Origin of the sequence: Amycolatopsis sp. WAC 01416, from assembly GCF_003947485.1 — a bacterium.
Lineage (GTDB): Bacteria > Actinomycetota > Actinomycetes > Mycobacteriales > Pseudonocardiaceae > Amycolatopsis.
Map to the genome: position 1 here is coordinate 840,671 of NZ_QHHX01000001.1, position 23,797 is coordinate 864,467.

Genomic DNA, 23,797 nt, shown 5'->3' on the forward strand with positions numbered 1-23,797 from the left:
CTCCATCTGAGTGATCTTCGTTCAAGAGTGTGACGTCTCCGCACGGGTGAACGACCCTTAGGCCAAGGAGGGGAGTGATCGTCTTTCGGAGCGGCATCCTCGGCGCTGCGTGCTACCGCGTCGCCGGAGGCTGTGGCATTCTATAGGGCTCGCCGCAGAACGGCGGGCCCTGACGGTACGCCCGTCCAGGTCCGCAACCGTTCTGCGAGGGGAAAGCGGTATGACCGCACAGGTGGATCCGCGGCGTCACGCCGTCGTAGCGGAGAAGGCGGCCGCATGGCGAGACAGCCTGATCGACTTCGGGCCTCGCAACACGATGCTGTACTTCAAGAACGCCAAAGTGGGCAGCCTGGACCTGACCACCGCCGAGCCGGCCGCGCTCGTCGAACTGGCGAAAGGAAACAAGACCCGGCTGCGCCAGCTGTTCCCCGGCGAGGCCGCTCACCGTGACGCCCGGACCAGAGCGCGTGATCTGGCCAAGCGGATCCAGCTGTTCGACGAAGAGCAAGGGATCGACGTTGGCCGGATCGCCTTCGGCCTCGTGCAGACCAAGGTGGACCAGCACCGCGGCACGAGCCCTGTGAAGCCGCTCCGCGCGCCGCTGTTGCTCCGACCTGTCACGCTCAAGGCCAGGACGGCTTCCGAGACCGACTACACGCTGGAAATCACTGACGAAGCCGAGATCAATCCAGTGCTGTTACACGCCCTGAATCACCACTACGGGATCGACTTCGATCGCGCGACGCTGACCGAGCGGCTGGAAGCACACCTCGACCCGGCGGTCGCGCACGATGTTCAAGTCGAACGGGTGCATGCCGGGCTTGCCGCCGTAACGGCCGCGCAGAAGGTCGACCTGACGCTGGAGAACGCGACCGTTCTCGGGGCCTTCAACTACGCGAAATTGCCGATGGTCGAGGATCTCGCGAACGCGATGGACTTGCTAGTGGAACACGACCTCGTCGCGGCGCTAGCCGGCTATCAACCCGCCAAGGAAGCGCTTGACCGGGACGCCTCCGCCGCAAACCTGCCGCTGGTCGATCAGGTGAGACCAGACGCCGAATTCCTGGTTCAGGACGCCGACTCTTCTCAACACCGGGCCATCATGACGGCGTTGAGCGGTCAGCATCTCTTCGTCGAAGGGCCACCCGGGACGGGGAAGAGCCAGACCATCGCCAACATCATCGCCGGGGCCGCGGCAGCCGGAAAGCGGGTGCTGTTCGTCGCCGAAAAACGCGCAGCGATCGAAGCCGTGCTGAATCGCCTCGACGAAGTCGAGCTCGACGGCCTGATATTCGACCTCCACCAGGACAAGATCAGCAAACGCCGGATCGCTCAGCAGCTCGCCGAGAGCCTCGATCAAGTCGCCAAAGAACCGCCGGTCGAGGTGGAGGAGCTGCACGAGAAGCTCATTCACGCCCGGGAGCGGCTGATCCGCCACTCGCATGAACTTCATCGGCGCCGAGATCCTTGGGGACTCAGCGCCTACCAAGTCCGGGAGCGGCTCCTCGATCTCACCGCCGCGCCGAAGATCCCGATCGCGTTTCGTGCCGCGCAGTTGCATGCGCTGACCGGCGAGACGGTCCGTCATTTCGGCAACGACCTCAAGAGTTTCGTGGAAGAGGGCGGACTGAGGATCCTGCGGAACTCCACGCCATGGGCGAAGGCGCCTGTGCGGAACGAGCAGGACGCCAGGCGCGTGTTGGCCGAGCTCGACCAGCTCGCCGACAAGACGTTGAAACGCGGACAGGACAACATGCAGCGGTTGCTCGCGCAGACCGGCTTACGGAAGCCGCAGGACATCGTCGGCTGGCAGGACGTGCTGGCCCTCCTCGACGCGGTGGAACGGAGCGTCGACGCCTTCGGACAGGACATCTTCGGTGTCCACCTCGACCAGTTCCACTACGCGACCGGGAACCGGGCCGCACGGGCGCGTTATCCCCAGCAGTTGCCATGGAAGCAGCGGCGAGACCTCGTGAAGCGGCTTCGGGGAATGTCCAAGCACGGGTTGACCAAGAAGCCCGCGCTGCACGCCGCCTTGAGCGAGGTTCTCCGGCAACGCCATCGGTGGCACGAGCTCGGTGGCGCGCACACTCAGCCGTCTTCGGTGGTGGGGCTGCAGGAGGTCATGCGCGACTACGCGGATCTGCGGCGTCAGTTGGCCTCTGTCGCGTTGTCGGCGCAACGGCCGGACCTCGAGTCTGGGCCGGCGGAAGTAATCGAACAGAACCTGGATGCGCTTCGCGACGACCGTGACATGCTGTTCAAGATGCCCGGGCTCAATGCCGCGCTCCGCCGTTTCGAGAGCTTGGGCTTGCAGGATTTGCTCAAGCAGATCGCCGACCGGGACCTCGGTTCCGAGGAAGCCTGGCAGGCGTTCCGGCGAAGCTGGCTCACGTCACTCGACGACGAGTTCAAACTCAGCGTTCCCGAACTCGCGCGGTTCGTCGCCGATCGGCAGAGCCGGGTCAACACGGAGTTCCAGGATGCCGATGTCAAGCATCGAGAAACCTCCGCACGGCGAGTGCGCCGTCAGGTCGCGCGGAATGTGCGTGCGGCCAAGGATGACTATCCCGAACAGGCTCGCATCCTGAAACGTCAAGCCAGTCTCAAGACCCGGCACATGCCGACCAGGAAACTGGTCGAACAGGCCGCCGACGTGATGCTGGCGCTCCGGCCGTGCTGGGCGATGTCGCCGCTGGTGGTGAGCCGGATGTTGCCGGCCAAACGGCTGTTCGACCTCGTCGTTTTCGACGAGGCCAGTCAGATCCGGCCGCCGGACGCGATCACGTCGATCATGCGCGGAGATCGCCTGGTCGTCGCCGGGGACGAGAAGCAACTGCCACCGTCGGACTTCTTCGATCGTGCCATCTCGGTCGAAGACGAGGAAGACGACGATCTCGACGGCAATCTCAGCGACTATGAGTCCATCTTGACCGCTCTTCGGCCGGTCATCCCGGCCAGCCAGATGCTGAGCTGGCACTACCGGAGCGAGGACGAGCGGCTGATCTCGTTCTCGAACCGGGAGATCTATCGGGAAGGCCTGGTCACCTTCCCGGGGTCCGCGAAGGCGAGTCCCGTGTCGCTGGAGCTGGTCGACGGGGTGGTTTCACCTGGCCAGAACGGCTCGTCACCGGCGGAGGTCGAGCGGGTCGTCGAACTCGTACTGGCACATTTCCGCGAACACCCCGGTGAGAGCCTGGGCGTGATCACCCTGGGAAGCAAACATCAGGCACGGATTCAGCGACGGTTGTCGGAGGCACGGAAGGAACATCCGGAGCTCGACGAGTTCTTCTCGGATGAGATCGAACTCGGCCGCCGGTTCTTCGTGAAGAACCTGGAGAGTGTCCAGGGTGACGAACGGGACGTCATCATCTTCAGTATCGGTGTCGCCAAGGGGGCGAATGGGCGGGTATCGCGCACCAGTTTCGGCCCGTTCAATCACCAGGGGAGCGATCGCAGGCTGAACGTCGCGGTCACCAGGGCGAAGCGGCGGATGATCGTCGTCTCGTCCTTCACCGCCGATGCCCTGGAACCCAGGCAGGACATCACCGGCACCGAATTGCTGCGCCGGTACCTGGAGTTCGCGCAGCGCCTCGGCGACGTCGAACAGGTCGGGCGGCCGACAGCCGCCACGCTCAACGGGTTCGAGCGGGCGATCCATGACGCACTGCGGGATCGAGGAATCGCGGTCCAGCCGCAATGGGGTTTCTCCGGCTACCGCATCGACTTCGCGCTGGCCCACAGCGAGGATCCTGGCAGGATGATTCTCGCGGTGGAGGCCGACGGCCACCAGTATCACTCGTCTCAGAGCGCGCGGGATCGTGACCGGTTACGGCAATCACATCTCGAACGGCTGGGCTGGACCTTTCATCGCTTGTGGTCTTCCGCCTGGTTCTCCGACCCGGCGAGCGAGACCGACAAGATCGTCGCCGCCTGGCGTCGAGCGCACGAACGTGCCGAACCGGAGCCCGAACGCCCACCTGTCGTCGAGCCTGAACCTGCCGCGATCGTCTCCCCACGTGGGCCGAGACCACCGATCCCCGCCGGGTTGAAGATCACCGAGTACTCCGAACGGCAGCTCATCGCGCTCTGTCTGTGGCTGATGACCGATCGGCTTCTTCTCGATCGGGATGACCGACTTCAAGAAGCCATGGCCGAATTGGGTTTCCGGAAGCGTGGGTCAGTGATCGTGGAGAGGTTGACCAAGGCCATCGAGATCGCGCAGCACCTTGCCGACAAGGAGGAGAACTGAATGTTCCCGCTGGATACGCGAACCGTTGATCGGCTCGCCAAGGTCGTCGTCGACCATGGCGGCGCTTACGAGCGGAAGGGTTACGAGCTGGCGGCGCTGTTCAAGCAGGCAGGATGGAGCGCCCCGCCGGAATACGATGGCTCGCCGAGGATCCCCTGGTTCGTGGAACAACTGACGGATCGGCAGGACGATCAAGCGGCGATCACCCGGCTGATCTGCCGCGTCTGCGATCCCATCGAGTACGACGACGGATCGGCCACTTCCGAAGTGTTTCGTGCCGAGGTCAACGCGATTCTCGAGGCGGAAGGGCTGGTGGTCGCCCTCGCCGCCGGCCGCCCGGTGCTCGGGGAACTAGGGAAGAACGGTGACCAGCCGATCTATTCGGAACCGCCTGACTTCCGTCGCCGCATCGAAGCACTCATCGCAGACTCGCGCACCGTCGATATGCTCATGAGACGGTTGGAGGAAACTCGGATCTGCGAATCCGGTGGTGCGTACACGATGGCCATCATCGGAATCGGGAGCCTGGTGGAGGGTCTCCTGCACGCGTTGCTGACGGAGCGGGACGCTGATTTGCGGACGAACGGTTTTCCCGATATCACGCAGCGTCCCGGGGGGCAACAGCGCGGTCGCATGAAGGCCGATCGTGTTTCTTTGCAGTTGCTGATCGAGACAGCGCATGCCAAGGACTGGATTCAGCTCGACGCGAAGAAGTTCACGGATACTGTGCGAGATTTCCGAAACTTCGTCCACCCTCGTAAAGAACTGTCGGAACGACCGCGGTTCGATCAGGACAGTGTCATGTTGTGCTGGGCGCCCGTTCATGCTTTGTTGAACGACCTGGAAGAGAACGTCTCGCCGGTCAAGGCATAGAAACGAGGGGCTGCGCGAGCCGCGCGGCCCCTCGGGTCACTTGTCGCAGGCGGTGCCGTCCTTGTCTCCGTCGAGAGCGGGCCGGTAGCCCGGTTCGCCTATGTGGATCGGAGCGGCGCCGGCCGCCCTGGCTGCGGCGCAGTTCTTGTAGTAGACGTTCTTGTTCGGCTCCGGTTCCGGTTCCGGTTCCGGTTCCGGCTCTGGGGCAGGTTCAGGTTCCGGCTTGGGTGTTTCCTTGGGAGCCGGTTGCGCCGGGGATGCGGGAGCGGGAGGTGCGGGAGCGTCGATCGTGCCAAGGCAGGGGGCTCCCCAGAGTCCTTTGCTTGCCTGACGAGCCGCTGTTTGTGCTTCCTGTAGTGCGGCTGAAGCCGCCTCGGCGGCGTACTTGACGTATCCATCTTGGATCGCGGCAGTCGCGTAGTCGACGCCGTCGGCCACCAGGGCGAGTGACACTCCTTGCGCGGTTTCGGCGGTGATCCGGACGGCTTTGCTGACTAGCGTGGCCGTAGCCCACGTTAGCGTTTCAGCAGCATGACAACCGATTCCGGTCTTCGGGCTGGTGACTCCGAAGACGCGTACGGATCTCTTGGTGCCATCGCTCGCTGCGATCTCGAGGGAGGCGGCGTCGGAAACGGCGGTCACGACGTAGGTCATGGGCACCGGGCTGGTACTCGGTGCCGGCGTCGTGGTCGTTGGCTGAGCGATCGTGGCCCCACTCGTCGGAGCGGGCCCCTTGCCGAATATCGCCCCGAGTACGAACAGGACGCCGAAGACAGAGAGGGTGATCTTGAGCCACTTCGGCAACCGTCTTTTCCGCGGTTGCGCAGGTTGGGGAGTGGGGTGCATTCAGGTATTCCTCTTCCGCGCCACGATGTACCGATCCTGACTTCGTGCGTCCTGCGATCGGTGTTACGCGATGAGTGCGCAACTGTACATAATCACCCATTCGGCCGCGAGTGCGCGTCACAATCACGTCACGAAAGAAGATTCCCGCGAAACGGGTGTGACGAAAGGTCTTCTGCCGCCGATGTCATGGATCTCGTGACTTGAATGAAAAGGTGTGGGGCTGTATGTCGGGTTTGATCGAGCTGATCCAGCTGCACGCGCAGGGGCGGTTCCCTGCTCGGTTGGCCGAGTTCACCGCCGTGGAAGTGAAGACCACGGGACTGCGGCCAGGTCGCGTGATCGAGCTCGCCGCTGTGCGCTTTCGATCCGATGGCCAGGTCTTGGCCGAGTTCGGTACCGTCGTCAATCCTGGTCAGGGGACCTCGCCTGGATGGGAATGGGCGCACGGCATCTCTCGTGAGGAGTTGGACAAGGCCCCCGCATTCGGAGCGATACTGGGACCGGCTCTGGATTTGTGCAGAGGTAGCGTCCTTGTGGCCCACGACTTGTCTCTTGTCGGAGAGTTCTTTTCCGCGGAGCTGGCCAGGGCGGGCGTTCAACTACCCATGCTTCCTGGAGTCAGTACGAAAGATTCCGTGCGGGCGGCGATCCGGTTGCCGAATTACCGCCTGGGCACCGTCGCGCATGCTTTCGGTATCGATGGTCTTGTGTCGCGATCCGCGCTCTCGTCCGCGCGAGTAACGGCACGCGTAGCCGGCCTTCTGATCGGAGCGCACGGCCTTGCCTTCGTCACGCCGCCTCGGATTCCTGCGCTGCCGCGTTATGCGGCCGGAGGCTCCCCGCTTGCCCGGGGACTGATTCCGGCTTCGAGTGGAGGCTGGATGGCCGAGGCGGTCGAACGGGTACCGATCGACCCTGCGCTGGCCGGCGCGGTCGACCAGGCCTATCTCGACCTGCTCGCAGCGGCGGTCGGTGATCGGCACATTTCGCCCGACGAAACCTGGTCGTTGGCGGCATTGGCGGCGGAAGCCGGACTGTCCGACGAGGCCGTTCGCTCCATCCACACGAACTTCGTTTCCGCTTTGCGAGCCGTGGCGGAAAGCGATGGCGTGGTCACCGATGCCGAGATGCGTGAACTGTCGCAGGTCGCGAAGGCCTTGCAGGCCGAGGGGATTCTTGTCGGCATGCGACCGGCCAAAGACGGCAATGACGCCGTCCGTGTTCTTGTCCTCGGCGCCAGCGTCCAGGCCGATGAGATGAGGGCAAGGGTCCTCGACGGGAACATGAGGCTCGCGAAGAAGCTGACGGCATCAGTGACCCACCTCGTTCATGACGCGACGATTCCGCCTGACGAGCCTCGGCTGAAGCGCGCGACCGAGCTGGGTGCGGAGGTACTCGATCTCGTGGCCGGTTCGGTCGTGCTTGGCTTCGCGGAAGCCGTGGAAACACCTCCGCCTGCAATCGCGGTCATGCCATCAGCAGCTTCACCGAGCGGAAAGAGCCGGCCGGCTGTGATGCCCTCGCAGCCGGGTCCCATGCTCTCGCCTCGTTCGGGTCGGCAGGCGCCGCTACGAGGGCAATCGACAGGTGTTCTCGTGTTGGGCCGTCTCATGATGGCCTTGGGTCTGCTCGTGATGTTCATCGTCGTGGTGGCCATGTTCGGCGGCTCGCCGTTGGGGGCGGGAATTCTCGGTGCGTCGATCGGCCTCGCCTTTTTGCTCGGCGGCTGGTTGGTCGCGGAGGAGGGGCAAGATCCTCGCGTTCGAAAGCCCGTCGCCAACAGCTCCTAGCCACGTTACTTCGTCACGTCGGCGACCATCGCTTCCACCAGCGTGGACGGCAGACCGGCCCGCTCGCCCAGCCAGCGCGCCCACGTCGGCAGCAGCGCTTGCGCGGCGGGGCGGACCGGGTCGTCCGACCAGTCGCTGATCAGTGCGCGGATGTGGCCGAGCCGGTCCGGCGACACGGCGAACCACGTGGCGGGAACGATCCCCTCCATCCATTCGGCGGCCAGCTCTTCCACCACCAGGTCGTCGGGCTCGTTGCCGAAGGTCTCGAGGTGCCAGGCGTTGAAGGGGACGGTCATCACCGTCGGGTCGACGCCGGAGTAGTAGGACCGGATCGGCGGCAAGCGCATACCGCGGTTCTTCCACGCGGTGTCGAGGGCCAGGAACCGGCGCTCGGCGCGGTACCAATTGTCGAGGACCGAGCGGGACTCGTCACCCATGATGTCCAGCGAGCGGCTGGCGAGACCTTCCAGACGGCCCGGATCCGTGATCGGCTCGGGCACCGCCGCCCCGCCGACACGGTTCCGCCATGCTTCGGTCGCCTGGTCGAGGGAGTCGTGGACGCCACCACCACTGAGGCGGGGGATCCACGACGTGTCGACTTCGAACACGTAGACCGTTGGGGTCGCGTCACCTGGGTAGGAGAAGGTCGCGAACACGCCGAGGCGCGTTCCGTAGACATCCTGGAGTTCCCAGACGTCGCCGGTCGCCTTGATCTTCGCGGCCAGCCGAGGCCATTCGGGCAGGACTTCCGACCGCAACGCCTTCCGCAGCCTGCTCACGCTCGCGCGCACGAACGACTCGAAGCCCGGCGGGGAGATCGCGCTCATCCCCTGCAGCAGCAGCCAAAGCTCCTGGCGCGGCTCCGCGTTCGCCGCCGCGAGCACGACGGCTTCGAAGAACAGATCGAAGTCCAGGCCGTGGTTCTCGCCCCGCAGCGCCCGGTCCAGCTCGGCTCCGAGCAGCGAGGCCGTCGCCTCCTCGAGTTCGCGCGGGTTTTGCGCCTTCAGGAGACCGCCCGCCTCGTCGAGGACGGTCTCGATCGACTCGTCCATCCAACGTGGCAGGGCCGCCGGCTCCACGACCTGCGGCTTCTTGTAGTTCTTCTTCGGCTTCCGGCCACGGGATACGGGCATACCCGCACGTTACTTCGCGGCGGCCCAGTAAATCGCCTTGGCCACCTGCGAGTACAAGCCCTTCGGGTGATCGCGGAACAGCGGCTCGGTGCCGAACAGCACCGCCCGCCCGCCGAGCCCCGAGGTCCCGGACACGACCGCGGCCTGTCCCGCCGCATGCAGCGGCCCGCCCGTCCCGTCGTCCTTCGTCCGCCAATGCCCCGCGACCAGCGGATTCCCGCTCGCGTAGCGCTGCTCGACACTGACCGAGGAGCCGAGATCGGTGAACCAGAACGGCCCGTAGACGAACGAGTCCGGCAGTGCGCCGCCGCCGACCGGGCCGGTCCCGTTGACGACCGAGACGACGCCGTTCCCGTCTTCCCAGCCCTCCACCGGACGCGCTTCGAGAAGTCCCACGTCGGTGTTGAAACGGGCGCCCGTGGCGCCGCGGGTGACCACGCCGCCGCGGGAGAGGAAGGCGCGTAAGGCGTCTTTCGCGGCCGGGTCGAGGTCGGTGTACCGCAGTCCCGAAGAGACGAACAGCAGGTCCACCTTGGACCAGTCGAAGCCGGCGTTGAGCACCGACGCCGACACCGGCCGCACGTCGAAGCCCATGTCACGCAGTGCTTTCAACTCGTCCGCTCCGACGGCGGCGGCGATCGTCTTGCGGGTCAACGGCGTCGCCGTCCCGCGTGCCTCGGTGAACCGGACGCCGTAGCGGTCCGCCACCTCGGCGGCGGCCGGGCGCGCCGACGCGGGGACGACGATCGTGCCGTCGTCGGTGCGGCCGAGGGCGAGGCCTCGGTTCAGCAGGTCGTTGACGGCGCTGACGTCCTTGCCGTCGACGAGCTTCAGCGCGAGGTCACGGCCGGGTGCGGCGTCGATGCCGCCGGTCGGCGACGCCGCGACGACGTCGTGCGCCCGGACGTCGAGCCTGCCCTGCTTCACGATGTCGACCGACGCGCCCCACAGCAGGCGATGGCTCCAGCCGGAGATGTCGTACATGACCGGCACCTTCGCCGAGATGTCGCTGCCCTGCTCCAGCATCACGTTCGCCAGGCCGCGTTTCGGCTGGTGCATGTCGACCAGGTACGAACCGGCCGGATACCGGCGCCCGGCCAGCGAGAACGGGCGATCCGCCTGCCGCACGCGGATGTCGTTGGCCACCAGATGGTCGACGAGACGGGAAGCGGCGACGCCCGAACGCTGGTCCGCGCCGGTGGGGATGACGTACGCGCGCGGGAACTCCGTGCGGTAGCGGTCTTCCTGCCCGAAACCAGGCACGAACCCGTCGGGGATCTCACGCTGCGCTTCGCCGGCCTCGCCGCGGCGGAACATCTCGATCTGGTTCGCGATCAGCTCACCGCGATTGCGGTCGACGTAGTCCAGTGTGCTGCCGATCGTGGCCTCGACGACCTCGGTGTTGATCACCGCGCGCCGCTGGAGTTCCGCCACCGGCTGCGCTTCGTAGTCCGCGTTGTTGACCCGCATCGGGATCTCGATCGTGAAGGACACCGCGCCGTGGTACATCGCGTACTGGGCCGTGTAGATCGGCGCCCAGCCGTCCCAGCTGCCGGGTTCGTAATCACGGAACGGGATCTCGGGCTTCGCCGTCTCCGGCCGTCCGAGTGCCTTGACCGCCTTCTCCATGCCGAGGCCGTTGGCGTAGCCGTGCTTGATGTAGAGGTCGAAGTCGTAGTTCTGGCCGTGCGGCGGGGTGGTCGGCTCGATGAGCGTGTTCTCGACGTAGCCGTGTTCGTCCAGCATCATCAGCGGCTGCTTGCCGATGGCGATCCCGCGCATGGCCCGCACCTCGGGCTGCGACGCGGTGACGAAGTCGCGGTTGGGGTCGAAGCCCTGCGACGTCTGCCGTGTGCCGGCGACGCGGCCGTCCGGATTGGCCGTGACGTTGAAGTAGAAGCGGTTCCGCTTCAGCAGTTCGGCGGTCTTGGGATCGTTCGACGTCGCCAGCTTCTCGATGACGCGGAGCGCGCCGTCGGTGCCTTCCCATTCGTTGCCGTGGATGTTGTTGTTGATCCACACCGGCGCCTTGTAGCCGTGGCGCAGGAACGGGTCGCGCGCGGCGCGGGCCGGGTCGTTCTCGATCAGCGAGCGCCACGCGTCCTGCCGCCGCGTCTCACCCGGATGCTCCGGCGCGGTGAGCGTCACCAGGTAGAGGTCGCGGCCGAGACCGGACTGCCCGGCGATCTCGACCGAGATCCGATCGCTGCGCGCCTGCAACGCGTTCAGCTTCGGCGCGATCGCGTGATACGGCGCGAGCCCGAGCTTGATCGACTTGTCGGCCGTGTTCTCCGGGTACACGCGCAGCTTGGTCTTGCGCGGATAACCGGAACGGTCGCCCGCGACGTTCTCGCCCGCCGCGGCCCGCGCGGCACTCATCGGCGGGTCGGTCGCGGCGACGTCGTTGCGTTCCGGCCCGTTGCCGGGATCCCGGTGCGGCGACGTCGGCGGTGGCGCCGCGTACGACGGCGCGGCGACCGCGCTCAGGGACAGCATCAGGGCCAGGACCACGGTGCGAGCCGAACGCGACAAGGGCCACCTCCAGGGACGTCGGCTCAGTCTTTCCGCGGATCGAACGCCCCACAAGCTCCGAAAGGCGTCTAATCGGGCGCCGGGAAGCGGATTTCGTTCCGGTCGATCTTGGCGTTGGCCGCTTCGATCAGGTCCACCCCGAGGCTGTTCGCCAGCTGGAGGAGGTACAGCGTGACGTCGGCGATCTCGTCGACGACGTTGTGTGCCAGTTCAGGGTCGGCGCGCCACTCCGCGGATTCCTCCGGGGTGAGCCACTGGAACAGCGATGTCAGCTCGCCGACTTCGCCGGACAGGGCCATGACCAGGTTCTTCGGCGTGTGGAAAGGTTCCCAGGCGCGTGCCGCGGCGAAGTCGCGGAGGCGCTGGTCGAGGTCGTCGAGAGTCACATGCCGTGCCTACCAGATCGTCACGGTGCGCTAACGGCCGTATGGCGGACGAGCGTTGACGTGCAAAGTGCAAATTGCATAACGTCGCTCGGCGTCGGGAGACCGATCCGGAAGGAAAGTCTTGACGTATCAGCGAAGCCTTCGGTCTCGCATGCTCTCCATCGCCTTCGTGCCGAGCGCGGCCTTGGTGCTCGTCGCGTTGTTCATCGGCGGATTCCTTGTTCAGCAAGCAATTCAGGACCGCGACGACGCCGAAACCGGAGCGGTCACCATGGCCGAGGCGAGCCGGGGGATCGCCTCGCTGCAGCGGGAGCGGTCGGTCGCGTTGCAGGTGCCGGGCACCCGTTCCGCCACCTACACCGCGTACGCCGATCGCATCGACACCTCGCTTTCCTCCCTGCGCGAGATCGCACGGGCCGCTCCCGACGCCGAGGTCGGCTATCAGCAGACGATCGCCGTCGAACTGCTCACCGCCGTCGAAGGACTGGACCGCAGCGATTCCCTCGCGGTCGCCGGAATCGACGACGAAGGGAGGCACGACTACGCCGCGGCCGTCGGTGCCTACCGGTCAAGGCTCGACGCGGTCGCCGGAAAGATGACGGAAAGTAGCCGCCGGACTTACCGTGATCTCGTCGCGAGCGAGGACTGGGGCCGGTTCGGCGCGGTCGAGACCGCGTTGAGCGCGGCCACGCCGCCGCCCGTCGGCCAGGATGCCTGGCGCGCCTCGGCCGGCGTCGTCGGCCGGACCCTCGGCGACCTCACCGCGCGGCAGATCGAGCATTCGGCGCAGCTCGCGATCGACGGCGGACGCCGCGTGCTGGGTGGCGCCCTCGCCGCCGCCTCGGCGATTTCGCTGCTCGCGGGGGTGGTGATGGCGATCGCCATGCAGCTCGCCTGCCGTCTCCCGATCCCGATCATCCGCTGCCCTTCGCGGCTCGAAGCGACGCCACCGGCCTGGTCACACCTGGTGAGCGATTACGCCGAAAAGAGCACGCTGTTGGCCCACACGAGTCGGCGAACCGGTCGGGCAGACTTGTCCGGGTGAGTTCCCCGACGGATCTGCGCCCCTACCTGCGTACTTTGGACGCGGAAACGCTGGCGGAGCTGCTCCACGCCCATGCTGAGCGTGACCCTGTGTTACGACAGGCCCTGGAGAACCGCTTCGCCACCCAGGGGAGTGATCTCGCCGAGGCGCACCGTCTACTCGACACCGCGGTGATGGCGGGCAACGTCGAGTACGCCGCGAAGGTCGGCTCCGTCCTCGACACGCTGCAGCGACTTCTCGATGCCGGCAGCCGCGCCGACCTCGCCCCGCTCGCTCGCCGGACCGTGGACGACATCAGCGAGATGCTGGAGCAGATCGACGACACTTCGGGCGAGGTCGCGGACAGGCTGGACAGGGCCGTCGAGCTGTACGCGCGGGCCTGCGTCGCGCGCCCGCCGGATCCGGAGAGCCTGGCCGCCTGGATCCTCGAAGTCGAGTTCGACGGTCCCGGCTGGCCCGCCATCGAGCTGGCCGACTTCGCCTCCGCCTTGGGAGACAAGGGGCTCGCGCGAATTCGATCCACTGTGGACAGCGTGCTGGCCGAGCAGCCGTCCGGTGCGAAACGCGAGACGGCCGAACGGTTGCGCGAGGAGCTTGCGGAGGTGTCCGGCGACGTCGACGCGCTCGTCGCGATCCTCGCCGCCAAGCCGCCGCGGGTCGACGTCAGCCTCAAGATCGTGCGCGTGTTGCGCGCGGCGGGCCGGCACAGCGAGGCCATCGCGCACGCGGCGCGGGCACTCACGCACGACAAGAAGGAGGAGGCTCCGCCGCTCGAAGAGGAGCCGGTTCCTTTGTCGCGCAAGGAATTCGACGAGAATCCCGTGGCCGTGACCTACCTCGCCCTGCGCGAGGAGTCGCTGGAAACGGGGCGCTGGGTCGCGCAACGGAAGACCGCGCTGGCCCGGTTGCGCGAGCTCGCCGCCGAAAGCACGGAGGCCGCCGACGAACTCGTCCGCGCGCTCCTAGGCGAGGATCGCGCCGACGAGGCATGGCGGGCGGCGGTGCGTTTCGAGGCCTCTTTGCCGGTGCGCGTCGAACTCGCGGATTCGCGTTCCGTCGCCCATCCCGCCGAAACCATTCCCGTGTATCGGGACCATGTCGAAGAATTGATCACCCGGAAAGATTCGAACTCCTACCGTGCGGCGGCCCGGCAACTCCGCAAACTGCGCACGGTGCACAAAAAGGCCGGTATGGCTGAAGAATTCAGCTCGTACCTGAACGCATTGGTGGAAATACACAAACGCAAGACGCGGCTGATCGCCGAGGTCAAGGCGGCGAGGATCGCGATTCCGAAACCGGTCAGGGCGTAACCGCGCCCGCCGCCCTTCGTTATTCGAAGTGAACCGAGGAAACCCGGCGAAGCAGGTCGAGCCACTCTGGCGGGCCGTTGTCGTCGCGGTGGTCCGGAAAACCGGTGTCCGCCCGCGTCCGGGACACCGTGTTTCGCGCCCAGGACCACCGCGACGAGCCCGGCCGGACCCGCGTGAAAACATGTCGCCATGAGTCCGGTCAGCCGTGCCCGCAAGAAGGCAGCCCAGCCCTCCACTCCGAGTGTGACGGGCCTCTTCAAGGACGTCCTCCGCGATTTCTCGACCCTGGGTGCCGAACCCGAGGTGCTCGACGTCGAACTGCTGACCTCCGAGGTGCTCGGCCAGTGGTGGGAGATCGAGGTCGAGGAGGGCGAACAGCCGCTCGGCATGGACCTCATCGCGTTCGCCGAGCGGAAGATCACGCCCGCCGCGGCCGCGTTGCTGGCCGGGTTGCGGGTCTTCGCCGAGACCGAGGAGGAGCGTGAGGCGGCAGGCGCGGCGCTGAACACGGTGCTGGCGCGGGGGATCCCGGAGCCGGAATGGGCGGGCGACCTGGCCGCGGTGACCGTCGGGGACTGCTGGCGGACCGGTGACGTCTTCGGTGACGAGTCCTCTCTTCTCTGTGTTTTCTCGCGCGGCGGTGTCGAGCACGGGCTGCTCGCGCTGGTCGACTTCACCGAGGGCGGCCGGATCCGCGACGTCGTCGTGGTCGACAAGCCGCAGGAGGTGCTGGCCGAAATGCGTCAGCAGGCCGCCGACGACCCGGAGCTGGTCACGTTGGAGCGGGTGCTGCCCGAGCGTGCCCACCAGCTGCTCGCGGACGGGCTGGCCGCGACTGACGTCGTCGAAGAGCCCGACGTCAGCGAGGACTACGCGCGGTTCCACGCGCTCGCGCTGGCCTGGATCCAGGCGCTTCCCGCTCCCGAACCTTCGCCCGAGGTCACCGAATGGCCCGAGCAGGTCCGCGAAGAGGTCGTCGCCGACTTCATCGGATCCGGGCTCGTGGACGACACCGAAGCGACGCGGTTCTACGCGCGCCTGCTCGTCGATCACGGCTGTGCGACCGAGCCGGGCAGCCCCCTGCGCGTCGGGCCCGAGAAGCTTGCCCGGTTCCTCGAGTCGCTGCTGGACGGCGAGGTGGAGATCGACGAGGCGTACGAAGACGCGCTGGAGCCCGCCGTGCTCGGGTGGGTCACCTGGGCCGCCGACCGCGCGGGCCTCCCCGAGGCCGCACGCGTGGCGCTGCTCGAGGGCGCGACCGAGTTCCTGGAGGAGTTCGCGCAGGACGAGGACTCCACGCTCGACGTCTACTTCGACGGCTCCGAGGGCATCGAGGACCCGGCCGACCTCGCGGAAGCCCTCGCCCGCCGGATGTTCGCCGTCCCGACGGTCTACACGGAGATCGGCGACGAGGAACTGGAACTCGAGCCCGCCGATCCCGAACAGCGTCGCCTGCTGGTGATCGGCGAACACCCCGAGTACCACGAGGCGCTGGCCGAGGAGACCTTCGACGGCGAGCCGAGGATGCGGCTGACGCTCAAGACCACGATCGTCGACCAGCTCTGGGCCGACGAGCCCGCCGAGGTCTGGCAGGCCGTGCGGCGGCTGAGCGAGACCGGGCAGGAACGCGACGAGATCTTCGACCGCCTCATCGACGCGCTGTCCGCCCAGCTGACCGAAACCGGCGAGCACGAGATGGACTACGACGTCGACGACTACCGGAAGGCGCTCGGCGAACTCGCCTGACCAGCCGTTTCCCCGGCCACGTCCTTGCCAGCCCTCCTCGTTCCGTCTAGTCTGTCTAGATGGAAGCAGCAACCTGGCAAGTGCAGGACGCCAAGCAGCGGCTGAGTGAGCTGCTGCGCCGGGCCGCGGCGGAGGGGCCGCAGTTCGTCACCAAACATGGGGAAGAGGTGGCCGTGGTGCTGGACATCATGGATTACCGCAGGCTGGCCGGAGGCGGTGAAGCCGTCGATTTCAAGCTCGTGCTCTCCGGTGAGCAGCACCATCCCGAGTACGGGGAGGCGCTGGCCGACGTGCTGGAGGAGATCGCCGCCGAACGCGCCGAGGACCTGCCGAGAGATGTCGCGGAGGTCAGCGGGTGAGCTTTCTGCTGGACACGAACATCGTGTCCGAAGCTCGGCGCCGCAGCCAGAACCCCGGTTTCGCCCGGTGGTGGGGCGGGGTTTCGTCGAGCAGGCTCTATTTGAGCGTTTTGACCGTGGGGGAGATCGAGAGGGGAATCAGCAAACTCAGGCATCGAGGGGATCAGGACAGGGAACGGGCGGACGCGCTGGCCGACTGGCTTGCCGGGCTCACCACGCAGTTCTCGGAACGGATCCTTCCGGTGACCGCCGAAATCGCGGCCGAATGGGGCAGGCAGTACGCGCCGCGGAAAGTGCCGTCCATCGACGGGCTGATCGCCGCGACCGCCAGGGTCCACGAGCTGACCCTGGTCACCCGCAACCTCGCCGACATGGCCGGGCTCGGTGCGCAGCTGCACAATCCGTTCGACTGAGCCGTCTTCGCCCGGTGTTCAGCCCAGAGGTGCGGCCGGGGTGCCTTTGCTCTCCGTGACTTCAGGCTTCTTCCAACGGCGGTCCCCGCGGGCGTCGTCGAAGTCGACAAAGAAGGCGCCGACGGCCATGGCCACCAAGAGAGCGAGGCCGAGAATCGAGCCGATCCAGGTCAGGATGATCGAGAACATCGTGACCCTCCTCCCTGCTCAAGGTCCTTTTCGAGACCTCGTGAACCCCTGACACAAGGGTCGCGTCGGGGGGCTGTAGCCGGTATCGGCCAACCGGTTACACGTACTGAGCGTGGATCGGCCGATCGGCCGAGGGGCGCCGCCCGCCCGTGGCGGTGCGCGACCGGCTCGTACGATCGGCTCGCCAGTGGTGCGAAGGCTGGTCCTTGTGAGGGAACAGCCGGAATTCGCCCTGGTGATCGGGTTCCGGCTCCGTGATCTTGGAAGTCGTCGTGAACGCTCGCCGTGAGTAGAGAATCCGAGGGTGCCCGGTCACGCAGGGTCGTGAGTCAAGCCTTGCGGACGCGTCCCGGCGCGAGTCGTCCATCACCTGAGCACGGCAAGTACGTAGCTGAGACACGGTCGGCCCCAGGGACCCGAAACACTCACGACAACCGCGGCCTGCGTCCATTGCCCGCGCAGCAGTACATGAGGGACCCCTTCTGCACCTATGCGCAAGGGTCCCGGCAAAGTTGCCTAACCGCTGGTCAAGTGGGGCTGGAGTGGCGGAGGCGGTCGTGAGTGGTAAGTGTCGTTCTAACGACCCAAAACACTCACGACACCCCCCACGTCAAGAGCGACACCGACCAGCGGCCATGCGACTTTGCCGGGCCCCTGGCGCCTAGGTACAGGAAGGGGTCCTTCAGGTACTGGGAACCGCGACCCGTCAGAGCTTGCGCAGGCGGACCCGGTTGATCGCGTGGTCGGCGTCCTTGCGGAGGACGAGGGTCGCCCTGGGCCGTGTCGGCTTGATGTTCTCCATCAGGTTGGGCTCGTTGATCGTGCGCCACAGGTGGCGCGCCTCGGCACGGGCTTCGTCGTCCGGGAGGCCGGCGAAGTGGTGGAAGTGTGACGCCGGGTCCGCGAAGGCGGTGTGCCGCAGCTTGAGGAAGCGTTCGATGTACCAGCGTTCGATGTCGGTCGTCGGCGCGTCCACGTAGATCGAGAAGTCGAACAGATCGGAGACGGTGAGCCGGGGGCCGGGCTGGAGGACGTTCAGTCCTTCGAGGATCAGGATGTCGGGTCGCTGAACGACCTGCTCCTCGTCGGGGAGGATGTCGTAGGCGAGGTGCGAGTACACCGGCGCGCTGACCCGTTCCGCGCCGGACTTCACGTCGGTGACGAACCGCAGCAGCGCCCGCCGGTCGTAGCTTTCCGGGAAACCCTTGCGGTGCATGATCCCGCGCCGGACCAGTTCCGCACGCGGGTGGAGGAATCCGTCGGTGGTGACCAGGTCGACCCTGGGGTGATCCGGCCAGCGGGCGAGCAGGGTGCGCAGGATGCGCGCGGTGGTCGATTTGCCGACGGCGACGCTGCCGGCGATGCCGATGATGTACGGCACCTTGGTGCCCCGGCTGTCTTCGCCGAGAAAGGTGGTGGTGGCTTCGTACAACCGTTGCCGGGCCGCGACCTGGAGATTGATCAGCCGGGAGAGCGGCAGGTAGACCTCGGCGACCTCGGCGAGGTCGACCTGTTCGCCGAGACCGCGCAGCCGCAGCAGTTCCGCGGCGGTCAGCGGCAGGGGAGTCGACCTGCGCAACTCGCGCCACTGCTCACGGTGCAGCTCGACGTAGGGACTGAGCTCACGGACCCGCGGCATCGCACACTCCTCGCCCGTCGCCAGCGCTGGCGTCGTACAAAACCGTGTTGACGAGTTCTCGGCGGGTGAACGTGCCTCGAACCGGATGAAGCCGCTTTAACGGTAGGGCTTACGGCTCGTGAACGCGCTGCGATGTGATGTAGCCCGCTTCGGGGCGTTACCCTCCGTGACGAGGACGGCCGGGGGTGAAGACTTCGTTCCATGCCGCGGCGACCTGCCGGGCGCAGGAGGCGGGTGCGACCCCGCCGATGCCGGTACCGAGCCCCGGCATCGCGATCGTGTGCACGAGGTCACGGACCCGGCCCTGGTCGAGCCTGCCGTCGCGCCACTGCTGGAACACCGCCCTGGCGGCGAGGTACGGGTGCACGGTGTCGCGCGGGAGGCGTTCGCCGGGTTCCCGCATCGTCGGCGCGCTGATCAGCCAGGCGGGCTCCGCCTCGCCAGTGGGCACGATCACCGCTTGGCCGATCGGGAGCTCCCCGCCGTGGTAGGCGAGGACGGCGCTGCGCACGTTCTGCTCGACCTCGGGATAGGCGCGGGCGTAAACCGCGTCGATGCCGCCGCGCATCCAGCCGTAGGAGTTCGCGGGGCTGACGACGGCCTGCGCGACGACGTCGAGCACCGACCCGCGGTGCACGAAGACCCGGCCGTCCACGGTGTCGGCGACGGTGGTCCAGGCTTGCGCGAGCAGGTCATCGACGGCGCACAGCACCAGCTCCGGAGTGGGACGGTCGGGCAGGGGAGGAAACGAAGAGCCGACGTCGTCATGGCCGGTGTGCGTGCCCGGTTCGGCGGTCACGCCCTAAGCATGGCAAAAAAAGGCACCCGGCGTAACCGGTGCGCGTACCGGCTGTCCGAGTGAAAGTCGCCACTCGTGTCGTGCGTAATCTGGCGGGGTGTCACGGATCGCGTACTTCGGCCCCCAGGGAACCTTCACCGAACAGGCCGCGCGCCGGCTCGCCCCCGGTGAGGAGCTGATCCCCGCGGAGACCATCCCGGCGGCACTCGCCGCGGTGCGCTCGGGTGCGGCCGACGCGGCTTGCGTCCCGATCGAGAACTCCGTGGAGGGCGCGGTCACGGCCACCCTCGACAGCCTGAGCGAGGCCGAGCCGCTCGTCGCGGTGGCGGAGGTGCTGCTGCCGGTCCACTTCAGCGTGCTGACCCGGCCGGGGACGACCGAGATCCGCACCGTGGCGAGCCATCCGCACGCGCTCGCGCAGGTCCGGCACTGGGTCGAAGCGAACTTCCCCGGCGCGCATCCGGTCGCGACGTCGTCCACCGCCGCGGCCGCGGTCGCGGTCGACGCCGGCGAGTTCGACGCCGCCGTCACCGCGCCGGTCGCCGTCGAGCACTATCCGCTGGACGTGCTGGCCACGGAGGTCGCCGACGTCCGCGACGCCAAGACGCGGTTCCTGCTGGTCCGCGCGCCCGGCGTGCTGCCGGAGCCGACCGGGGCCGATCGCACGTCGATCGTCGCCGCCGCGACGAACCGGACGGGCGCGCTGGCTGAACTGCTCACCGAACTGGCGGTCCGCGGCATCAACCTGACGAAGCTGGACGCCCGCCCGACCAGGAACAACTTCGGCGAGTATCGCTTCTTCATCGACTTCGAGGGGCATGTGGCCGAGCCCCGGATCGGCGACGCGCTGGCCGCGTTGCGCCGCCGGTGCAGCAACGTGCGGTTCCTCGGCTCCCATCCGCGCGCGGATGGGAGCACGACCGAGATCGAGCAGGGTGCCGCCAACGACGATTTCACCGGCGCGATCGACTGGGTCGAGTCGGTACGGAAGGGAGTACAGGCGTGAAACTTCTCCTTGTCCGCCACGGCCAGACCGAGGGCAACGTGCGAGGAGCGCTCGACACCGCGTTGCCCGGTCCGCCGCTCACCGAGCTGGGTCGCGAGCAGGCCCGGGATCTCGTGACGCGGCTGGACGGCGAGCCGATCGTCGCGGTGTACGCCTCGCAGGCGGTCCGCGCCCAGCAGACCGCCGCGCCGCTGGCCGCGGAGCTCGGCTTCGAGGTCCAGGTGCTCGACGGTGTGCACGAGGTCGCCGCGGGTGACCTCGAAGGCAAGACGGACAAGGACTCGGTCACGACGTACATGAGCGTCGTGCGCCGGTGGACCCTCGGCGAACTCGACCCGCCGATCCCCGGCGGTGAGACCGGCGCGCAGGTCCGCACCCGGATGCTCGACGCGGTCGCCCGGCTGCGCGCCAAGCACGAGCAGGCCGACCCCGACGGCACGGTGGTGCTGGTGAGCCACGGTGGCGCGATCCGGCTTGGCGGCGAGTGGCTCGCCGGGAACGTGACCGCCGAGATCGCCAACCAGGGCCTCATCCCGAACACCGGCGTCGTCGAACTCGTCGCGAACCCCACCGGCTGGACCTGCCTCACCTGGGCGGGCGCCCCCGTCGAGGCCTGACCAGGAACGTTTGCCTCCACGCCCGCCGGGGAACACACCCCACAAGATCGATTAACACCTTGTGGGGAATTAACCGGAGGAGCGCAACCCGCACGGCGGACAACACGTCTACTGATTGGTGGGTCACCCGGCAACGTCCGGCAGAGAGAGGCGAATGACCATGGTTCGTTCGAAGATGATCTCCATCGGCGGTCTCGTCGCGGGTACCGCCGGACTCCTGCTGTTCAGCGCCTGCGGCTCGCAGACCGCGCCCGTCGCGCAGAACACATCCGCGTCACCGTCCACTTCGGCGCCGGACACCTCGGTCGCGCCCAGCGCGAGTTCGTCGAGCCCGGCGCCGTCCCCGCAACCGGTCCAGCCGCCCGCGCAGGCACCGAAGAACGACGGGCTCTGCAAGGCGGGCGACGTCAAACTGTCGGTCAAGGACAGTGACGCCGCCGCGGGCACGGTGTACCGGAAGCTCGTCATCACCAACGCGAGCGGGCACTCGTGCACCATCCAGGGCTTCCCCGGCGTCTCGTACGTGACCGGAGCGGACGGCCACCAGGTCGGCGATGCCGCGTTCCGCGACGGCGAGAAGGGCGCGCCGGTCCAGCTCGGCAACGGCGAGAGCGCGGTCGCGGACGTCGGCTTCGTGAACGTCCGCAACTACGACGAGGCAGTCTGCAAGCCCACCGAGACCCGAGGGCTGCGGGTGTACCTGCCGCAGGAGACGGCGTCGAACTTCGTGCCGGTGCAGGGCCTCGGCTGCGCGGGGAAGATCCCCGGCAACCAGCTGACCGTCAGGACCGTCCACAAGGGCTAGGCCGTGTCCTGCAAGTCGTGTTCGCGGTCTCCGCGCCCGCACCGTCAGGAACCACCTGGATCACGAAGCCCATCGAACAGACTCACAGGACACGGGCTAGAGCTGGGTGCAGAGCTGTTCGGCCTGCGCCAGATGCCGATGACCGGCGATCTGGTTGAAGTGCAGGCTGAACACCATCCGGCTGGCGCCGTCGATGTGGTCGGCCAGCGGCCGGTAGGCGTCGTGTGCGGCGGCCGCCGCGGCGGAGAGTTCGCGGGCGGCCGTCATCCGGTGCAGGACTTCGGGGGCCAGTACGGCGACGGTCCGTTCGCCGGGCGCGGAGTCGGTGGTGTCCGGGATCGTGCCGACCCTGGCCAGTGCCCGGCACGCGTCCTGCGCGTCTTCGAGGGCTCCCGCGTTGACGCCCGAGAGCGCCCACAGCATGCCGATCACGCCGCCACCGATCACGAAACCGGCGACCGCGGTGAGCACTTGCGGGCGTCTGGAAGGTTCTGTCGTCCCCACGCCGGCCTCCGGCACCAGTGTCTGCTGCATCGCGGACCTCCCGTCACCAGTGGCGGTGATGGGCTATTTCAGCACCAAAGTCCTTTGTTTTCACCGGTCTTGGTGGAGAACCCGCACCTCCGTGGCCGATTCGTCACCGAAGGCTCCTCGGCGTAACGAGACGACTGCGAAACCGGCCACACCGAACAGCAGCAGCCCGGACGTGAGGAAGGTCCGGGCAGAGGAACCGAGGACGTGCGTCAGGACGCCGCCGAGCAGGGCGCCGATCGGGATCGCACCCCAGACGACGGTGCGCCACACGCCGAGGACCCGGCCGAGCAGTTCGCCGGGGACGAGCGTGTGCCGCGCCGTCCCGAGCACGATGTTCACCGCGACGACGGCCGCCGCGAACAGGCCGAACAGCGCCGCGCCCGCCACCGGCGAGGTCGTCAGGCCCATGCCGGTGAACGCCGCGCCGCAGCAGGCCGTGCCCCCGAGGAGCACCGCGCGGCGACCGGTCGCCTTCACCAGCCGCGGGGCGACGGCCGCGCCGAGCAGACCGCCGATGCCGCCGACGAGCGCGAAGAGCCCGAAGGCCGCTTCGCTGAGACGCAGGTACTCGATCGCGTACAGCACCAGCTGTGCCTGCGCGAGTTCGCTGACCAGGCTGATCAGTCCCGCGATGACGACCAGGCGCAGGACCAGCCGGTTGCCCTTCAACCAGCGGAAACCTTCCGCCAGTTCGGCGCGAAGGTCGGTGGTGCCGCCTTCCGCGGCCTTCGGGCGGTAGCTTCCGGCGAGGCCGATCAGCACGGCCGCCGCGATCGCGAAACCCACCGAGTTGAGCAAGAACGGGAACGTCGCGAAGAGCGCGAAGGTGGCGCTGCCGACCGGCCCGCCGAGGAAGGTCTGGCCGACGATCTCGCAGGCCTGGAGCTTGCTGTTCGCGCTGTCGAGGGATTCCTTGCCGACGACCGCCGGGATGAGCACGTTCGCGGCGCTGTCGGCGACCACCTCCGCGACGCCGATGAGCAGGGCGGCGGCATAGACCGCCCAGATCGTCACCCCGCCCATCGCGACCAGGACGGCCGTCCCGCCGACGACCACCGCGCGGGCACCGTTCGCGAGGATCATCGCGCGCCGGCGGTCGATCCGGTCGAGGAGCGCGCCCGCCGGGAGCGCGAACAGCAGCCACGGCAGGAATTGGGTCGCGGAGAGACCGGCGATGAGCAGCGGATCGCGGGTCAGGGTGACCGCGAGCAGCGGGAACGCGACCTTGCCGATCCCGTCGCCGAGGTTCGACGCCGCGCTGGAGGCGAGCAGCCAGCGCAACCGGCGGTCACCCCTCCCGCGCACCGTCGACTCGGCCATGCACCGCCTCCCCAGGCATCCGCCGGCGCCGGCCGACGACAACGTGTCGAAAAGTTTAGCGGGGCTGTCGCCCAAAGTGGCGGGGTTGTTACACCGAGTTAGAAATCCGAAGAACTCTTGGTGCCCGACGCACAAAGATCACCGACCATGCCGCCTCCGGCGCGGAATCCGCCGCGGAGGAGCAAGGGACCTTTGCTATCGCC

At 67.5% G+C, this 23,797-nt stretch carries 20 protein-coding genes; 11 read left to right on the plus strand and 9 right to left on the minus strand.

Going from position 1 to position 23,797, the window contains the following annotated elements; translation table 11 throughout:
• Nucleotides 1-109: 109 nt before the first annotated feature.
• Nucleotides 110-4,252, plus strand: coding sequence for an AAA domain-containing protein (locus tag DL990_RS04125; protein WP_233620380.1), 4,143 nt, complete (start codon nucleotides 110-112; stop codon nucleotides 4,250-4,252).
• Complete coding sequence (locus tag DL990_RS04130) at nucleotides 4,253-5,125, plus strand: hypothetical protein (RefSeq protein ID WP_125797900.1); 873 nt, start codon at nucleotides 4,253-4,255, stop codon at nucleotides 5,123-5,125.
• Between the two features lie 36 nt (nucleotides 5,126-5,161).
• On the opposite strand, the gene DL990_RS04135 is transcribed toward DL990_RS04130, so the two are convergent.
• On the minus strand, nucleotides 5,162-5,779 hold the full coding sequence (locus tag DL990_RS04135) for a thermonuclease family protein (RefSeq protein WP_233620381.1): 618 nt from the start codon (nucleotides 5,777-5,779) through the stop codon (nucleotides 5,162-5,164).
• 416 nt (nucleotides 5,780-6,195) lie between these two features.
• On the opposite strand from DL990_RS04135, the gene DL990_RS04140 reads away from it, so the two are divergent.
• Entirely contained in the window at nucleotides 6,196-7,761 is a 1,566-nt protein-coding gene (locus DL990_RS04140; RefSeq protein WP_125797902.1) for an exonuclease domain-containing protein, read from the plus strand.
• Nucleotides 7,762-7,766: 5 nt separating this feature from the next.
• Here DL990_RS04140 and DL990_RS04145 read toward each other — a convergent pair whose 3' ends face one another.
• From DL990_RS04145 to DL990_RS04155, 3 genes are all read right to left on the minus strand, one after another.
• Nucleotides 7,767-8,894 (minus strand): hypothetical protein, encoded by a 1,128-nt coding sequence (locus tag DL990_RS04145; RefSeq protein ID WP_125797903.1) that lies wholly within the window; start codon nucleotides 8,892-8,894, stop codon nucleotides 7,767-7,769.
• A 9-nt stretch (nucleotides 8,895-8,903) separates the two neighbouring features.
• Complete coding sequence (locus DL990_RS04150; protein WP_125797904.1) at nucleotides 8,904-11,426, minus strand: M14 family zinc carboxypeptidase; 2,523 nt, start codon at nucleotides 11,424-11,426, stop codon at nucleotides 8,904-8,906.
• A gap of 68 nt (nucleotides 11,427-11,494) precedes the next feature.
• Entirely contained in the window at nucleotides 11,495-11,812 is a 318-nt protein-coding gene (locus DL990_RS04155; protein ID WP_125797905.1) for a nucleotide pyrophosphohydrolase, read from the minus strand.
• A 151-nt stretch (nucleotides 11,813-11,963) separates the two neighbouring features.
• On the opposite strand from DL990_RS04155, the gene DL990_RS04160 reads away from it, so the two are divergent.
• From DL990_RS04160 to DL990_RS04180, 5 genes are all read left to right on the plus strand, one after another.
• Entirely contained in the window at nucleotides 11,964-12,857 is an 894-nt protein-coding gene (locus DL990_RS04160; RefSeq protein ID WP_125797906.1) for a nitrate- and nitrite sensing domain-containing protein, read from the plus strand.
• Nucleotides 12,854-14,167 carry a hypothetical protein gene (locus tag DL990_RS04165; protein ID WP_125797907.1) on the plus strand — a complete coding sequence of 438 codons (1,314 nt, stop codon included), beginning with the start codon at nucleotides 12,854-12,856 and terminating at the stop codon, nucleotides 14,165-14,167. Before DL990_RS04160 ends, DL990_RS04165 begins: the two co-directional genes overlap by 4 nt.
• 189 nt (nucleotides 14,168-14,356) lie before the next feature.
• Nucleotides 14,357-15,913 (plus strand): DUF1841 family protein, encoded by a 1,557-nt coding sequence (locus DL990_RS04170; RefSeq protein ID WP_125797908.1) that lies wholly within the window; start codon nucleotides 14,357-14,359, stop codon nucleotides 15,911-15,913.
• A gap of 59 nt (nucleotides 15,914-15,972) precedes the next feature.
• Nucleotides 15,973-16,272, plus strand: a complete 300-nt coding sequence (locus DL990_RS04175) for a type II toxin-antitoxin system Phd/YefM family antitoxin (protein ID WP_233598645.1) — start codon at nucleotides 15,973-15,975, stop codon at nucleotides 16,270-16,272.
• Complete coding sequence (locus DL990_RS04180; RefSeq protein ID WP_125797909.1) at nucleotides 16,269-16,685, plus strand: type II toxin-antitoxin system VapC family toxin; 417 nt, start codon at nucleotides 16,269-16,271, stop codon at nucleotides 16,683-16,685. The genes DL990_RS04175 and DL990_RS04180 overlap by 4 nt, the downstream gene beginning before the upstream one ends.
• An 18-nt stretch (nucleotides 16,686-16,703) precedes the next feature.
• Here the strand turns inward: DL990_RS04180 and DL990_RS41425 are convergent, their stop codons facing one another.
• The 3 genes from DL990_RS41425 to DL990_RS04190 form a co-directional block, all read right to left on the minus strand.
• Nucleotides 16,704-16,874, minus strand: coding sequence for a hypothetical protein (locus DL990_RS41425; protein ID WP_199746198.1), 171 nt, complete (start codon nucleotides 16,872-16,874; stop codon nucleotides 16,704-16,706).
• Nucleotides 16,875-17,580: 706 nt separating this feature from the next.
• A complete protein-coding gene (gene coaA, locus DL990_RS04185) occupies nucleotides 17,581-18,513 on the minus strand; it encodes a type I pantothenate kinase (RefSeq protein WP_125780494.1) in 933 nt (310 codons plus the stop codon).
• A 157-nt stretch (nucleotides 18,514-18,670) separates the two neighbouring features.
• Nucleotides 18,671-19,312, minus strand: coding sequence for a macro domain-containing protein (locus DL990_RS04190; protein ID WP_125797910.1), 642 nt, complete (start codon nucleotides 19,310-19,312; stop codon nucleotides 18,671-18,673).
• 97 nt (nucleotides 19,313-19,409) lie between these two features.
• On the opposite strand from DL990_RS04190, the gene pheA reads away from it, so the two are divergent.
• The 3 genes from pheA to DL990_RS04205 all read left to right on the plus strand — a co-directional run bounded on the left by pheA (nucleotide 19,410) and on the right by DL990_RS04205 (nucleotide 21,740).
• Entirely contained in the window at nucleotides 19,410-20,318 is a 909-nt protein-coding gene (pheA, locus tag DL990_RS04195; RefSeq protein WP_125780498.1) for a prephenate dehydratase, read from the plus strand.
• Nucleotides 20,315-20,935: a histidine phosphatase family protein gene (locus tag DL990_RS04200; protein ID WP_125780500.1), complete on the plus strand. Its 621-nt coding sequence runs from the start codon at nucleotides 20,315-20,317 to the stop codon at nucleotides 20,933-20,935. The genes pheA and DL990_RS04200 overlap by 4 nt, the downstream gene beginning before the upstream one ends.
• A 154-nt stretch (nucleotides 20,936-21,089) precedes the next feature.
• On the plus strand, nucleotides 21,090-21,740 hold the full coding sequence (locus tag DL990_RS04205) for a DUF4232 domain-containing protein (RefSeq protein WP_125797911.1): 651 nt from the start codon (nucleotides 21,090-21,092) through the stop codon (nucleotides 21,738-21,740).
• 96 nt (nucleotides 21,741-21,836) lie between these two features.
• Here the strand turns inward: DL990_RS04205 and DL990_RS04210 are convergent, their stop codons facing one another.
• Both DL990_RS04210 and DL990_RS04215 read right to left on the minus strand, forming a co-directional pair.
• A complete protein-coding gene (locus DL990_RS04210; protein WP_125780504.1) occupies nucleotides 21,837-22,274 on the minus strand; it encodes a hypothetical protein in 438 nt (145 codons plus the stop codon).
• A gap of 60 nt (nucleotides 22,275-22,334) precedes the next feature.
• Complete coding sequence (locus tag DL990_RS04215; protein WP_125797912.1) at nucleotides 22,335-23,594, minus strand: MFS transporter; 1,260 nt, start codon at nucleotides 23,592-23,594, stop codon at nucleotides 22,335-22,337.
• Nucleotides 23,595-23,797: the final 203 nt, after the last annotated feature.